Below are 14,499 nucleotides of genomic sequence, written 5' to 3'. Positions count from 1 at the left end.
ACTGTCGACGCCTGCGTCAGGACAGCGATGGAACTGAGAAGATCAGCTTCACGCAGCTTCGAAAGATCAGGATCTGCCGTTCCAGCCGGCTCGGATCGTTCAGCGTTTTCGACATGATGATCGCACCATCGACAATGCACGACATCATGTCGGCGAGATCGTCGAGATCGATCGGCTCCCGCAGTGGATGGACGGCGGCGATGCCGTCGAGGATGTGGCGGAAGCGCGCATTCCAGTCGCGCACCGACTGTGCGGTGAGCTCGCGCACCTCGCGGTCGAACAGCCGCTCCTGATAGCAGACGCTGGCAATCAGGCAGCCGGGATGCCCGTTCGGCAGATCGGCCATCACTTCGGCGAGCAGTTTTAGCGAAATCAGGAACGCCTGCAGCGGATCGTCCGAGAGCTGCCGGCCGCGTGCGAAGATGTCGTCGAACAGCTGGTCGTTGGTCTTGACGTAGCGGCGCAGCATTTCGCGTGCGAGCGCATTCTTGTCCTTGAAGTGATAAAAGAAGCCGCTCTTGGTGAGGCCGGCCTCCGCGATCACTTCGTCGATCGATGTGGCGCCAAATCCCTTCGCGAGCACGGCCGCTTCCGCGATCTCGAGAATTCGCTCGCGCGTCGCTTCGCCTTTTCCCATCGCGTGTCTCCAGAAACTGTACTTGCGGTACGGTTTTGACTCCGTGCACTGGCGCCGCGATTTTGCACGCGCCGCGCAACCGTCTGATTTCCTAGCATTTTACGGCCCGAAATTCAGCCGCACCACGAGCCGCCTAGGAAACCGCGACACTATGCGGCACCAGTTCCACCAGACCAGGGCGCGCCGCGCCGGACCTATCATCAGCGCCTTTTGCCGATCACGGAGATATTGCAATGACAAAATATCGATACGACCTGCCGCAGCGCCGCGGCGGTATTTTCCTCACCGATGGCGGCATGGAAACGACGCTGATCTTCCATGAAGGGATTGATCTGCCCCATTTCGCCGCCTTCGTGCTGCTCGACAGCGAGGTAGGCCGGGGCACGCTGAAGCGATACTACCAGGCCTATATGGCGGTCGCGCGCGACCATGGCGTTGGCTTTGTGCTGGACAGCCCGACATGGCGGGCCAATCCCGATTGGGGCGCCATGCTTGGTTACGATGCGGCCGCGCTCAGGGCGATCAACATTCGCGGGATCGGGTTGCTCGAGGAGCTGCGCGCCGAATGGGAAAGGCCGATGACGCCCTGCGTCGTCAGCGGCGCCATCGGCCCGCGCGGCGACGGTTACAAGGCCGGCAACATGGATGCGGCCGAAGCCGAGGCCTATCATGGCGCGCAGATTGCGGCCTTCGTCGAAGGCGGCGCCGACATGGTGACGGCCTATACGCTCACGAACATCAATGAAGCGATCGGCATCGCGCGTGCGGCCAGGGCGCAGCAGATTCCGGCGGTGATCTCGTTCACGGTGGAAACCGACGGCCGTCTGGTCAATGGCGGGACGTTGCGCGAAGCGATCGAGGCGGTGGATCGCGCGGTGCAGGATTCGGTCGAGTACTTCCTGGTCAATTGCGCGCATCCGACGCATTTCGAGCATGCGCTGAAGGCCGACGAGGCTTGGGTCAAGCGCATCCATGGCGTCAGGGCCAATGCATCGACCAAGAGCCATGCCGAACTGGATGAGTCTGCAACGCTCGATGCGGGCGATCCGCAGGATCTCGGCCGGCGCTATCTGAATCTCAGGCGCTCGTTTCCGGCGATGCGCATTCTGGGCGGTTGTTGCGGCACCGACCATCGTCACGTGGCGGCGATCTGCGACGCCTGCCTGCCGCCGCGGGCGCTCAGCGCCTGACACAAAAACAAAAATGGCCGGGATTGCTCCCGGCCATTTTCATTTGGTGGTGACCAACTCAACGCCGCGGTGGCGCGGTGCCGGGCGGGGGCGGCGGCAGCGAGGCCTGGCCGCCATTGAGCAGCGGGGTGATGCGGCGGACCGTGACGCGCCGGTTGATCTCGCTCGGTCCGTCCGTCTGCTCCTTCGGATACTGCTCGCCATAACCCTGCGAGGTCAGGTTCTCCGCTGGCACGCCGAACTGCTGCGTCAGCAGCGTTGCGGCGGATTCGGCGCGGCGGTCCGACAGCGAGAGATTGTCGATGTCGGAGCCCACCCTGTCGGTGTGCCCTTCGATCAGGAACACCTCGCGCGGGTTGGCCTGGATCGCGCGGTTGAGGCCGTCGGCGATCGCCTGCAGCCTCGCCGCCTGGTCCGGCGGGATCTCCCACGAACCGGTTGCGAAGTTGATCGAGTTGACGTCGATGCTCGGCATCTGCATCCGGACATTGGGGCTGTAGCGGATTTCGTCGAGCGAGTAGCGCCGGTCGATCCGTTGTACCGGCGGCGCCACCATGGTGTCGTAGATCACTTCCGGGGTCGCTTCGTCCGCGCTGACGATGTAGCGGTCGTAGGGCATGTTGACCACTGGCGGCGGCAGATCGACATAGAAGCCGCCGACCGCGCGCGGATCGCGGTAGCTGTTGTCGATGATGATGACCTCGCGGCCCCGTTCGTCGCGGCGGATCCGGCGCAGCAGCCGCCCGTCGTTGCCGACCACGGTGATGATCCGGCTGCCGTCCGGCCGGATCACGATGGTGCGGGTTTCGCCGCCGACGGTCTCGGTCTGGATGTCACGCGCACCATAACGGAAGCGATAGAGATCGTTGCCGCGGACGTATTGCTGGCCGCTCGGGTCGCGGATGATGATCCGGTCCGGCTCGGTGTAGATGGTGCGACCGCCTTCGATGGTTTCGCGCCGCTGGCTGTGCATGTTGGCGATGGTCGCGCCGACCACGGCGCCGGCCACAACGCCTGCGCCGATCGCGAGTGGCGTCATGTTTTCCCGCCGCGGCGGTGGCGCTGACGGCAGTTGCGTTGTGACCGTGGGTGCGGCCCGGAAGGCCGGTGCAACCGTCGGCGGAGCGTTTTGCGATCTGCCGGGCGGTGCTGTTGCGGCTGCCGATCCAGGGACGGTACTTGGGGCCGGGGCGCCGGCGGGAGGTGCGGGCGGAATGACCGGGCGTCCCTGCTGGCCGGGCGTCGGCGCTCCGGCTGACGGGGGTGCGCCCGCAGGCGGCGTCGTTCCGGCGGCCGGCGGTGCGCCAGCAGGCGGTGTCGTTCCGGCAGCCGGCGGTGCGCCGGGTGGCTGACCGGGGCGTGGCGGCTGACCACCCGGAGGTGTCGTCGTCGCGCCGCCCGCAGCGGGCGGCGTTGTTGCGCCTGGACGCGAAGGCGCCGTCGGAGCTGCGCCGGCAGGAGGCGTCGAAGGCGTTGCAGCGGCCGGAGGCGTGGTCGGCGATGGTGTAGCGGTTGGCGTTGCCGTGGGGGCTGCGCCCGGCGCTCCCGGCACACGCTTGGTGCCAGCCGGAGGCGCGCCCGTGCCCGGGCGCGGTGGCGCACCCGGAGGTGTCGTCGTTGTGCTGCCTGCAGCGGGCGGCGATGCGGTCGGCGCAGGCGTGGTGGTTGCCGCTGGCGGAGGCGGCGTACGCGCGGGCGGAGCTGCGGCAGGCGGCGGCGTTGGTGTCGGACGTGCGGGCGGAGCCGCAGCCGGCGGCGGCGTTGGACGCGGAGGCGGCGCAGCGGCGGGCGGAGCTGGTGGCTTCGGCGCAGCCGCCGGTGGCGGCGCGGGAGGAGGTGTCGGCCGCGGCGGCGGCGCGGCGGCGGGTGGTGCCGGCGGCGGTGCGGGACGCGGCGGAGGAGCCGCAGCAGGCGGCGGAGCCGGCGGAGGTGCCGGGCGTGGAGGCGGAGCCACAGCCGGTGGCGGCGCAGGTGGTGTCGGTGGCTTCGCGGCCGGCGGCGGCGCGCCCTTTGGCGGCGCCTTGGGCTTTCCGTCGGGACCGAGCTCCTCCCTGGCCTGTGCGACGACCAGTGGCGCATTTTGCGCGTGCGAGGCGGATGTCGCGATCTGCGTCACCGTCAGAGCGGTCGTGGCAAGCAGCACGATGCGAAGGTTTGTCATGATGTTCTGGGTCCCTGGAAAGGTTCTGGCAGCGAAGGAATCGTTGTTGCCGATTGCGTGGGCGGGTCGATCAACGGCTAATCGTTAGACCGGATTGTGGCGGGCTGGAGAGCGCGGATGCTTTTTATTTCGCGGACGCAATAGGTTACATGTGCAATTGTTCATTGCGTATTCAGGCGACGCTTTCAAATCAAAGTCAAATTGCTCCCTGTGGCCGATCTGTGGCCGGATTGGGCGTAGCGGGACCGTTCGGTCCGCGCACCGGCAGTTCATCCGGCGTCTTGCCCGGCAATTCCTGCGGCGGCGGCGGAGCGCCGGGCTCGCGCATCGGTGGCGGAACCTCCGGACGGGGATTGCCCGGAGGATCTTCGCGCGGCGGCTCGGTTGGTTTTCCCGGTGTAGGCGGCGGGATTTCGGGAGGTTCGATTGGCATCTACGGCAACGGAACTAATGCCCGGAGGTTCCCCAAACAAACCTGCACGGAAACCCGATTATCCCGGCGTGTGGCAGACCGCCTCGATGTTGTGGCCGTCGGGGTCGAGCACGAAGGCGCCGTAATAGTTCGGGTGATAATGCGCGCGGATTCCAGGCGCGCCGTTGTCGCGCCCGCCGGCAGCCAAGGCGGCGTTGTAGAAGGCATCGACGGTGGCGCGGTCCTTGGCGAGGATCGCGACATGCAGCGGTTTGTTCAATCCGCCTTCGCCGCCGATCCAGAAATCCGGCTTGCCGTTGGCGCCAAAGCCGGCGGCGGGATCATGGCCGGTCTGTTCCTGCGTCACTTCCATGACCAGCACATAGTCGAGCGGCGCCAGCGCCTTCACATAGAACGCCTTGGCGCGTTCATAATCCGAAACCGGAAAACCGATATGGTCGATCATCGAACTCTCCCGTGGTTAGAAGATGGTCGGTTCAGTCGCGCACCAGCAGCGTATTGCTGCGGGTCTTGCCGGTTTCGGCATAGCCGCGGGCGCGCATGTCGGCGATGCAGTCATTCTGCCATTCATTCGATGACAGATGTTCGATCACCACCGCGCGCGGCCATAGCGACTGCGGTGCGTCCTTGAAGAAGCCGGTCAACACGCGGTCCTCAAAGCCTTCGACGTCGATCTTCAGCGCATCGACATGCGAGACGCCGGCTTCATTGAGGATGCGCTGCAGCCGCAGCGACGGTACCTTGATCGCCTTGCTCGAGGCTTGACCCGACACGATATGACTGGCGCCGAGATTGTCGCCATCGGTCTCGATCATCAACTCGCCATCGGCGGGACCGGCGGCGGCGGCGACCAGTCTGGTGTGGGCAAAGCCGGAGGCGGCGTTGTTGAAGGCGAGCCGGGCATGCGTGACCGGATGCGGCTCGATCGCGATCACCCTGCCGCTTGCGCCGACATGGCGCGCCAGCGCAAGCGCATAGGTGCCGACATTGGCGCCGACATCGACGAACACGCCGCCGGAGGGCGTATGCGCGCGCAAGAAATCCAGCTCCTCGATGTTGTAGTCCGGATTGAACAGCGCGCCGCGCTCGGTGGCGCTGGCCTGGTGATAGAAACGAAACGATGCGCCCTGGTAGCGCACGTCCACCGGCCCTGCGCGCAGCACATTGACCAGCCGCGACAGCATCGGCCGGAACGCGCCGCGCTTCAGCCGCGAGCGGTGCGCCAGCGCAATGATCGCGGCCTGCGCAGCATTCGGTGCGAACGCGCCGAACGGCGCGGGCGTGGGGTCGTTGTCGGGCTTCAAACTGATATCCTCGGTGGAAAGCGGCGCATGCATAGCGACTTTTAGCGAGGACTCCAACTCTCGTCGTCCCGGCCTTGAGCTCAGATGCGCAATTGCGCATCGGGGGACCCATAACCACAGGGAGAAGTTTTGCGAATGGTCTCTGCTACCGAGCTTCATCGACAGATCACGCGGTATGGGTCCCGGCGTTCGCCGGGACGACAGCTAGCGTCACGCCGCCTTTTTCGGCGGCTTGCGTTGGCGCAGGAAGCGGCCGAGCAGGCGGCGTTTGCCCTTGCGCGGGATCAGATCGACGTCGCTGACGAGCTTGGCGCCGCCCTTGCGCCGCTCCAGCACGATCTTGCGGCTATGGAAGGCTTCCAGCTCGACGCGATGGGCGACACTGACGATGGTTGCTTTCGGCAGCTCCTTGATGACCATCTCCATCATCTTGTCCTGGCTCTTTTCGTCGAGCGCCGAGGTCGCCTCGTCCAGCACCACGATGTCGGGGTTGTGCAGCAACAGCCGCGCGAACGCCAGCCGCTGCTTTTCGCCGCCCGACAATGTCTGGTCCCACGGCGCCTCTTCCTCGATCTTCTCCTTGAGATGATCGAGACCGACCTTGTGCAGGGCTTCGCAGAATTGTTCGGATCTCCAGTCCTCGGCGGCGCCGGGATAGGCGATCGCACGGCGCAGCGTGCCGGTGGGGATGTACGGCTTCTGCGGCAGCATGAAGAGCCGGCGGTCAGGATGGAAATTGACGCTGCCGCCACCCCATGGCCACAGCCCCGCAATCGCGCGCACCAAGGTGCTTTTGCCGGTGCCGGATTCGCCGGCCACCAACAGCCGTTCGCCAGGTTCAATCACGACTTCGGTCTCGCCGACCACGGCGGTGCCGTCGTCGAGCGTTACCGAAAAATCGTTGAGGCTGAGCATGGCCTCGCCCTCGGTCTCGCCGCGCTTGATGCGGCCGAAGCCGTCGCCGCGTTCGGCCCGCTCCAGCCCGTCGAGCGACATCATCAGCGAGGCGATCCGGCGCGCGCAGGCGTTCCAGTCGGCGAGACGCGGATAATTGTCGACCAGCCAGCCGAACGCGGTCTGCACGATGGTAAAGGCGGAGGCCGCCTGCATCACCTGTCCGAGCGTCATGCTGCCGTCGAGGAATTTCGGCGCGCACAGCAGCAGCGGGACCACAGGTGCAATCAGGCCGGATCCCTGCGACACCAGCGTGGTGCGCATATGCTGGCGGGCGAGCTGCGACCATTGCCGCAGTACATTGGAAAAGTTCTTGTCGAGGCCGTCGCGTTCTTCCTCCTCGCCGCCGAGCAGCGCGATGCTCTCGCCGTTCTCGCGCACCCGGGTCAGCGTGTAGCGGAATTCGGCCTCGGCCTGGTTCTTGTCCTCGGACACCTGCACGAAGCGGCGGCCGATGGCCATGATCGAGCCGGAGGCGATCGCGGCGTAGACCACCGCGGCAATGACGAGAAAGCCGGGGATCGTCACAACAGATCCGCCGAGCGTCACCGTCAGCGCGCCGCCGATGGTCCAGAGCACCACGATGAAGGTCGCAGCGGATAAAAACGCCGAGGTGACGCCGGCGACGAAATCCACCGGCGAGTCGGTCGAGATCCGCAGATCCTCGGCGATGCGGTGTTCCGGATTCTTGTGATCGCCGCCGACGAGGTTGAGCTGGTAGTAGCGGCCGCTGGTGAGCCAGCGCGTCATGACAGCGCTGGTCAGCCAGGCCCGCCAGCGCCGCTGGATGCCCATCCGCGCGAACACCTGCGCGACGCCGAGCAGCACGCTGCCGATCGCAAGCGGGAAGAACACCCCGGTGAGATAGAAGACGGTGGCGGATTCGCGCTTCTCGATGGCGTCGAAGATCGCCCGGTTCCAGACATTGATGCCGTACTGGAATCCGACATTGACGACGATCAGGATCAACAGCCCGATCGAAAAGACCCATGCCAGCCGGTCGCCGCCTCTGCCCCAATAGCCGCGCGCGCTGATCCAGAACCGTGTCAGCAGATAGTCTTTACGCGCCTGCTCGGCCTCCTCCGGCGACAATTCCGGGTCGGGCTCGACCACCTGCGGCGGCGGCGGTTCAACGTGGTCGCCGTCTTCCGCAACGACATCGACAACCTCGGACTTTTCTTCCGATGACTCTTCGGAAGCAGATTCTTTGGTGGCAGGCGATTTCTTCGAGGAATCGGATTTCTTCGAGTCGGATTTCTTCGAGGACGGCTCGGACTTCACGGCGGACTTCGCATCGGACTTACTATCAGTCTTGGCCATGGCCCGATAACGCGAAGAAAATCAGAAGGTTCCCTGATGGGTGCTTCCCACGTCATAGGCGAGCGCAAGCGACGCCGTCCTTCAGACGGCTTGGCCCGGCCGTGACGACGTGTGAATGACACCGCTGACCTGCTGACCTCAGGACGCCCGCGTCGCGGTGGCGCGTTTCATCATGCGCCAGCGGGCGACCGCGTGCAGCACGCGCGAAAGCTGCTCGATCGAGTAGGGCTTTTGCAGCAGCTCCAGACCGTCGCTGCCGCTTTCGGACAGGCCGTGGCTGTAGCCGCTGGTCAGCACGACCGGCAGATCGGCATGGTAACGGCGGATTTCCTGCGCCAGCTCGATGCCGGTCATGCCCGGCATCACGACGTCGGTGAACACCACGTCGTAGCGGTCGGCGCCTTCAGCCAGTTCTTCCAGCGCGTGCGTGGCGTTGTCGACCAGGGTTGTGCCGTAGCCGAGTTCGGCCAGCGCGTCGGTGGCGAATTTCCCGACCTCGATATTGTCTTCGACCACGAGCACCGACATGCCCCTTCCGTCGAGCGGCGGAGCATCTTCCACTATTATCTGCTGCGGCTTGCCGTCACCGGTGGCACGCGGCAGGTACAGCGTGAAAACGCTGCCTTTTCCCACTTCGCTGGCCACCACCACTTCGCCGCCGGATTGCCTGGCGAAACCGAACACCTGGGACAGGCCGAGCCCGGTGCCCTGGCCGACCTCCTTGGTGGTGAAGAAGGGTTCGAAGATGCGACCGTACTGCTCCTGGGGAATGCCGACGCCGGTATCCTCGACGGAGACGGCGACATAGCCGGTGGGTTTTTGGCCGGCGCGGTTCTGGCCGATGGAATCCTGGTTGCGGGGATTTGGCGAACCTGCGGCGGCGCCGGGCAATTCGGTTGCCGCGTGCACCGTGATGGTCAGCCTGCCGCGGCCGTCCATGGCGTCGCGGGCGTTGACCGCCATGTTGATCATCGCGGTTTCGAACTGCCCGGCATCGGCATTGACGACGCACGGTTCGGTCGGCCCATGGATCTCGATCTCGATCCGCGAACCGATCAGCGTCTTGATCATCTCGCTCAGCATCTGCACGTTTTGGCCGACGTCGAACAGTTCCGGCTTGAGTGTCTGACGGCGTGCGAACGCCAGCAGCTGGCTCGTCAGTCGTGCCGCGCGTGTGACCGTGTCCGAGATCGCGTCGATGTAGCGCAGCCGGCGCGGCTCCGGCAGGTCCGGTCGCCGCAACAGATCGACGGAGGCGCGGATCACGGTGAGCAGATTGTTGAAGTCATGCGCGACGCCGCCGGTGAGTTGCCCCAGCGCCTCGAGCCGCTGGCCATGCTTCAGCGCTTCCTCGGCCTCCTGCCGCTTGGCAGCCTCGGCATAAAGATGCCGCGTTCGACGCAGGGCGAGAGCGAGCAAGAAGAACAACAGGGCGGTGGCCGGCGCGCCGAAGATGAGGTGCTGGCTGATGGTGGAGAACCAGCGCGCCCGGATTGCCGACGTCTCAAGGCCGGCGCTGATATAGATCGGATATTCGGCGAGCCGCTGGTAGCCGAGGCGGCGCTCGATGCCGTCGGTCGGCGACGTCACGGTGATGAGGCCGGCCTTGGGGTTCGCCGCGATCTGCTGTCCGACCGGTCCCGAGAAGTCGAGCCGAGCTTCCTGATCGATGGTTGGAAAGCGCGCCAGCACCGCGCCGTCGGTCAGGGCGAGCGCAAAGAAGCTGCCGGGCTCGCGGCCGATCCGGGCGTAGAAATTCTCGAAATATTCAGGCAGTACCGACGCCTGGATCACGCCGGCAAAGCTGCCGTCCGCGTTTTGCCGCCGCCGGCTGAAGCCGAAAAACGGCGCGCCCTGATAGGGCGGGCGCGGTATCAGCGCTTGGCCAATATAGGTTCCGATGTCGCCGGCGACATGGACCTTGAAATAATCCCGGTCCGAGAAGTCGATCTCGGGCGGGGGCATGACGAGGCTGTTGACGAGCGCGTGGCCCCTGGCGTCGAAGACCCAGGTCGATTTCACCTGCGGCAGCGACCCGACAAGCTGCTTCAGCCGCTGATGCAGCGCTTCCTCGCGGGAAGTAATGCCGGCGTCCGGAATGCCGCGGATCACCTCGGCGATTTCGGACAGGCTGCGGTCGATGGTCTCGAACACTTTCAGCGCGTGCTCGTGCACGACATCGAGCGAGCGTTCGATTTCCCGGTCGGCGGTCTCGTTGATCGAGATCCAGGAAACCGCGGATGCAAAGATGAACAGCGCCAGCGGGAGGGCCAGCGAGGCCGCCATCATCCATTGCAGCAATCTCAGCGAATTGCGTTGTGCGGTCTGCACGGGCGCTCCTGCTCCGGAGCGAATCTTACGTCAAACCTGTAACGGAACAAAGCGGCCCGGAAACGGAAAACTTTGTCGGGCGCCGGCCCGGCCGTCTACCGGGATACTCGGCACAAATTAGCTAAATTTGCCGCTCGACCAGCTTCAGCTTGAGCTCGGCAATGGCTTCCGACGGGTTGAGGCCCTTCGGGCAAGCCTTGGCGCAGTTCATGATGGTGTGGCAGCGGTAGAGCCGGAACGGGTCTTCGAGATTGTCGAGCCGCTCGCCGGTGGCTTCATCGCGGGAATCGGTAACCCAGCGCGTCGCCTGCAGCAGCGCGGCGGGGCCCAGGAAGCGGTCGCTGTTCCACCAGTAGCTCGGGCATGAGGTCGAGCAGCAGGCGCACAGGATGCATTCGTAGAGGCCGTCGAGCTTTTCGCGGTCCTCGTGGCTCTGCTTCCATTCCTTCTGCGGCGTCGGCGTGGTCGTCTTCAGCCACGGCTCGATCGAGGCATATTGCGCATAGAAATTGGTCAGGTCAGGCACCAGGTCCTTCACGACAGGCTGGTGCGGCAGCGGGTTGACCTTGACAGCGCCGTCTTTGACGTCGTGCATCGACTTGGTGCAGGCCAGCGTGTTCTGGCCGTCGATGTTCATGGCGCAGGAACCGCAGACGCCTTCGCGGCAGGAGCGACGGAAAGTCAGCGTCGGATCGATGTGGTTCTTGATCCAGATCAGGCCGTCCAGCACCATCGGCCCGCATTCGCTGGTATCGATGTGATAGGTGTCGACGCTCGGATTTTTGCCGTCGTCCGGATTCCAGCGATACACCCGAAACTCGCGCGTCTCGGTCGCGCCCGCCGGTTTCGGCCAGGTCTTGCCGCCGGTGATCTTTGAGTTCTTCGGAAGCGCGAATTCAACCATCTATCTTGCCTCTGCGGTTCAATTCGTCATTGCCGGGCTTGACCCGGCAATCCATCTTCTTCGAAGAAAGATGGATGCGCGGGTCAAGCCCGCGCATGACAAGTAGAGATCAATACACCCGCGCCTTTGGCGGGATGTACTGCACGTCGTTGGTCATCGTGTAGTCGTGCACCGGGCGGTAATCGATCGTGGTTTTGCCACGCTCGTCGATCCACGCCAGCGTGTGCTTCATCCAGTTCTTGTCGTCGCGTTCGGCGAAATCCTCGCGGGCGTGGGCGCCGCGGCTCTCGGTGCGGTTGGCCGCCGAGTCCATCGTCACGACAGCCTGCACGATCAGATTGTCGAATTCGAGGGTTTCGATCAGGTCGGAATTCCACACCAGCGAGCGGTCCGCCGTCGCGACGTCGCCGATGCCGCCATGCACCTTGTGGATCAGGTTCTGGCCTTCGCTCAGGACTTCGCCGGTGCGGAACACAGCGCAATTGCTCTGCATCACATGCTGCATGCTGTCGCGCAGTTTTGCCGTCGGCGTGCCGCCGGAGGCGTAGCGGTAGTGATCGAGCCGGCCGAGCGCCAGGTCGGCGGAGCCCGCCGGCAGCTCCGGCTGCTTGCCGTTGGCCGTGAGTTTTTCGGCGCAACGCAGCGCCGCGGAGCGGCCGAACACGACAAGGTCGATCAGCGAGTTGGAGCCGAGCCGGTTGGCGCCGTGCACGGAGACGCAGGCGGCTTCACCGAGCGCCATCAGGCCGGGCACGGTGGCGTTGTCGTCGCCGTCCCGCTTGGTCAGCACTTCGCCGTGATAATTGGTGGGGATGCCGCCCATATTGTAGTGCACGGTCGGCGTGATCGGGATCGGCTCGCGGGTGACGTCGACATTGGCGAAGATTTTTGCCGATTCGGAAATGCCCGGCAGCCGTTCATGCAGCACCTTCGGATCGAGATGATCGAGGTGCAGATAGATGTGATCCTTTTTCTTGCCGACGCCGCGGCCTTCGCGCATTTCGATGGTCATCGCGCGCGAGACCACGTCGCGCGAGGCAAGGTCCTTGGCGGATGGCGCGTAGCGTTCCATGAAGCGCTCGCCCTCGGAATTGACGAGATAGCCGCCTTCGCCGCGCGCGCCCTCGGTGACGAGGCAGCCCGAACCGTAGATGCCGGTCGGATGGAACTGGACGAACTCCATGTCCTGCAGCGGCAGGCCGGCGCGCAGCGCCATGGCGCCGCCATCACCGGTGCAGGTATGCGCCGAGGTGCAGGAGGCGTAGGCGCGGCCGTAGCCGCCGGTGGCGAGGATCGTGGTCTGGGCGCGGAAACGATGCAGCGTGCCGTCGTCGAGCTTGAGCGCGATCACGCCGCGGCAAACGCCCTGGTCGTCCATGATGAGGTCGATGGCGAAGAACTCGATGAAGAACTCGGCCGCGTGGCGCAGCGACTGGCCGTACATCGTGTGCAGCATGGCGTGACCGGTACGGTCGGCGGCGGCGCAGGTGCGCTGCGCCTGGCCCTTGCCGAAATCCATGGTCATGCCGCCGAACGGGCGCTGGTAGATCTTGCCGTCTTCGGTGCGCGAGAACGGCACGCCCCAATGTTCGAGCTCGTAGACCGCTTCGGGCGCGTTGCGCACCATGTATTCGATGGCGTCCTGGTCGCCGAGCCAGTCCGACCCCTTGACGGTGTCGTACATATGCCAGCGCCAGTCGTCCTGATGCATGTTGCCGAGTGCCGCCGAAATGCCGCCCTGTGCGGCGACCGTGTGCGAGCGGGTCGGGAACACTTTTGTGATGCAGGCGGTGCGCAGGCCGGCTTCCGAGCAGCCGACCACGGCGCGCAAGCCCGCGCCGCCGGCGCCGACCACGACGACGTCGTAGGTATGGTCTTCGATCGGATAGGCTTTTCCGTTGGTGGCAGGACCACTTCCTGGACCGCCACTGCCGTTGGTGGCCTTGCCGTTACCTTCAGTCGCCGGATTCTTAGAAGCCATGGGTTACACTCCCGATGACATTTTGAGGATCGCGTAAATGGAGGCGAGCGCCACCGCGATACAGAAGAAATTATTGGCCATCACGCTGGCGAGCTTGATCTTCTCGTTGTGCACGTAGTCTTCGATCACGACCTGCATGCCGATCTTCATGTGCCAGGCACTGGCGAGAATGAAGAGCAGCATGATGATCGCGATGGGCACCGAGCTGAAGATTTGCTTGGCACCCGCCTGGTTGCTGCCGAGCAACATCAGCACCACCACGATCACAGGCACGATCAGCAAGGTCATCGCGACAGCGGTGAGGCGCTGACGCCAGAAATCGGAGGTACCGGAATGCGAGGAGCCGAGGGCGCGGACGCGCGCGAGAGGTGTGCGCATGGAAGGCGACTTGGGCGCGTTCATCGTCCGCCTCCGATGGTCATGTAGGCGACGATCCAGACCAGGATGGTAAGCGAAATGCCGCCGATCAGCGCGCCCCAGGTCAGGGCCTCGCGCTCATTGGCCTTGAAGCCGTAGCCGAGGTCCCAGACGAGATGCCGGAGCCCGGAAAGCAAATGATGCATCAGCGCCCAGGTGTAGCCGAACACGATCAGGCGTCCGATGAAGCTGCCGGTAAAAGCCTGCACATTGGCGTAGGCGCCGGGGCCGGAGGCGGCGGCGATCAGCCACCAGGCCAGCAGCAGGGTTCCGAAATACAGCGCCACGCCGGTGGCGCGGTGGACGATGGACAGCGCCATCGTCAGCGTCCAGCGGTAGGTTTGCAGATGGGGAGAAAGCGGTCGTTCGATCCTGGCGGTCATCGGCGGCTTTGAAGTTGGCGGGACGTGGTGCGGCCCATCGGGGATCGCGTTAAAGCAATTCTATTTACGTAGTCGAACCAGCGAGCGCAACGATCAAATGCCACGAAATCGAACGGTCGTTCATTACTAGATCGAGGATGAAACGAGGGCGATCAGCGGCTTGGTATACCACGCTTGCACCGGTTCATTGAAAGAACGAATCGTTGTTCGCTTGTTGTGGTGAGCTGTCGCCGCCTGCGCGTATAAAGGGTCGGCGGTGGCGTGGCCGGCGGCCCCACATCGTGGAGCGGGCGGCGTCCCTTCGCCGCCGTTCCCGAGCGCGTCGAGGCTATTCCCGCAGAGCCGACCGGATATGCGAATCCAGCGCACGCCCCGACAGCGCGTCCTCGGCTTGAAGCCTTGCACTTCAAGCCTTGCATTTGATCGTGGGGGCTGCCGCCAGGGCGGCGATGGTCGCGTTGCGATTCGTCGGGTAACGCTGCGG

The 14,499-nt window shown here is 64.8% G+C and carries 14 protein-coding genes; 3 read left to right on the top strand and 11 right to left on the bottom strand.

The genetic code is table 11. The annotated features are described in order from the left end of the window. Positions 1-16 precede the first annotated feature (16 nt). Positions 17-637, bottom strand: coding sequence for a TetR/AcrR family transcriptional regulator (locus tag JQ600_RS00640; RefSeq protein ID WP_212389439.1), 621 nt, complete (start codon positions 635-637; stop codon positions 17-19). A gap of 233 nt (positions 638-870) precedes the next feature. Between JQ600_RS00640 and JQ600_RS00635 the strand changes: the two genes are divergently transcribed. Further along, positions 871-1,827, top strand: a complete 957-nt coding sequence (locus JQ600_RS00635; RefSeq protein WP_212389438.1) for a homocysteine S-methyltransferase family protein — start codon at positions 871-873, stop codon at positions 1,825-1,827. Positions 1,828-1,885: 58 nt separating this feature from the next. Here JQ600_RS00635 and JQ600_RS37505 read toward each other — a convergent pair whose 3' ends face one another. Continuing rightward, positions 1,886-2,866, bottom strand: a complete 981-nt coding sequence (locus tag JQ600_RS37505; RefSeq protein ID WP_409363310.1) for an OmpA family protein — start codon at positions 2,864-2,866, stop codon at positions 1,886-1,888. A 260-nt stretch (positions 2,867-3,126) separates the two neighbouring features. Here JQ600_RS37505 and JQ600_RS37500 point away from each other — a divergent pair, with 260 nt between their 5' ends. Both JQ600_RS37500 and JQ600_RS37495 read left to right on the top strand, forming a co-directional pair. Beyond that, complete coding sequence (locus JQ600_RS37500; RefSeq protein WP_409410636.1) at positions 3,127-3,336, top strand: hypothetical protein; 210 nt, start codon at positions 3,127-3,129, stop codon at positions 3,334-3,336. Positions 3,337-3,407: 71 nt separating this feature from the next. Beyond that, positions 3,408-4,076, top strand: coding sequence for a hypothetical protein (locus JQ600_RS37495; protein WP_409363308.1), 669 nt, complete (start codon positions 3,408-3,410; stop codon positions 4,074-4,076). A 108-nt stretch (positions 4,077-4,184) separates the two neighbouring features. Here the strand turns inward: JQ600_RS37495 and JQ600_RS36655 are convergent, their stop codons facing one another. From JQ600_RS36655 to sdhC, 9 genes are all read right to left on the bottom strand, one after another. Further along, positions 4,185-4,421, bottom strand: coding sequence for a hypothetical protein (locus tag JQ600_RS36655; RefSeq protein WP_249133334.1), 237 nt, complete (start codon positions 4,419-4,421; stop codon positions 4,185-4,187). A gap of 58 nt (positions 4,422-4,479) precedes the next feature. Next, positions 4,480-4,866, bottom strand: a complete 387-nt coding sequence (locus tag JQ600_RS00625; protein ID WP_212389436.1) for a VOC family protein — start codon at positions 4,864-4,866, stop codon at positions 4,480-4,482. 31 nt (positions 4,867-4,897) lie between these two features. Beyond that, positions 4,898-5,725, bottom strand: coding sequence for an FkbM family methyltransferase (locus JQ600_RS00620; RefSeq protein WP_212389435.1), 828 nt, complete (start codon positions 5,723-5,725; stop codon positions 4,898-4,900). A gap of 210 nt (positions 5,726-5,935) precedes the next feature. Beyond that, positions 5,936-7,999: an ABC transporter ATP-binding protein/permease gene (locus JQ600_RS00615; RefSeq protein ID WP_212466874.1), complete on the bottom strand. Its 2,064-nt coding sequence runs from the start codon at positions 7,997-7,999 to the stop codon at positions 5,936-5,938. A 138-nt stretch (positions 8,000-8,137) separates the two neighbouring features. Next, entirely contained in the window at positions 8,138-10,330 is a 2,193-nt protein-coding gene (locus tag JQ600_RS00610) for a hybrid sensor histidine kinase/response regulator (RefSeq protein ID WP_212389433.1), read from the bottom strand. Positions 10,331-10,451: 121 nt separating this feature from the next. Further along, positions 10,452-11,234, bottom strand: a complete 783-nt coding sequence (locus JQ600_RS00605; RefSeq protein WP_192739357.1) for a succinate dehydrogenase iron-sulfur subunit — start codon at positions 11,232-11,234, stop codon at positions 10,452-10,454. A gap of 109 nt (positions 11,235-11,343) precedes the next feature. Further along, positions 11,344-13,215, bottom strand: coding sequence for a succinate dehydrogenase flavoprotein subunit (gene sdhA / locus JQ600_RS00600; protein WP_249135641.1), 1,872 nt, complete (start codon positions 13,213-13,215; stop codon positions 11,344-11,346). 3 nt (positions 13,216-13,218) lie between these two features. Continuing rightward, on the bottom strand, positions 13,219-13,593 hold the full coding sequence (gene sdhD, locus JQ600_RS00595) for a succinate dehydrogenase, hydrophobic membrane anchor protein (RefSeq protein WP_211994682.1): 375 nt from the start codon (positions 13,591-13,593) through the stop codon (positions 13,219-13,221). A gap of 20 nt (positions 13,594-13,613) precedes the next feature. Beyond that, positions 13,614-14,015 carry a succinate dehydrogenase, cytochrome b556 subunit gene (gene sdhC / locus JQ600_RS00590; protein WP_192739356.1) on the bottom strand — a complete coding sequence of 134 codons (402 nt, stop codon included), beginning with the start codon at positions 14,013-14,015 and terminating at the stop codon, positions 13,614-13,616. Positions 14,016-14,499 lie beyond the last annotated feature (484 nt).

The sequence above is a fragment of the Bradyrhizobium sp. AUGA SZCCT0176 genome, from assembly GCF_018130145.1.
Lineage (GTDB): Bacteria > Pseudomonadota > Alphaproteobacteria > Rhizobiales > Xanthobacteraceae > Bradyrhizobium.
The sequence above is the reverse complement of the archived record's forward strand: the minus strand, read 5'-3'. Positions and strand labels throughout refer to the sequence as shown.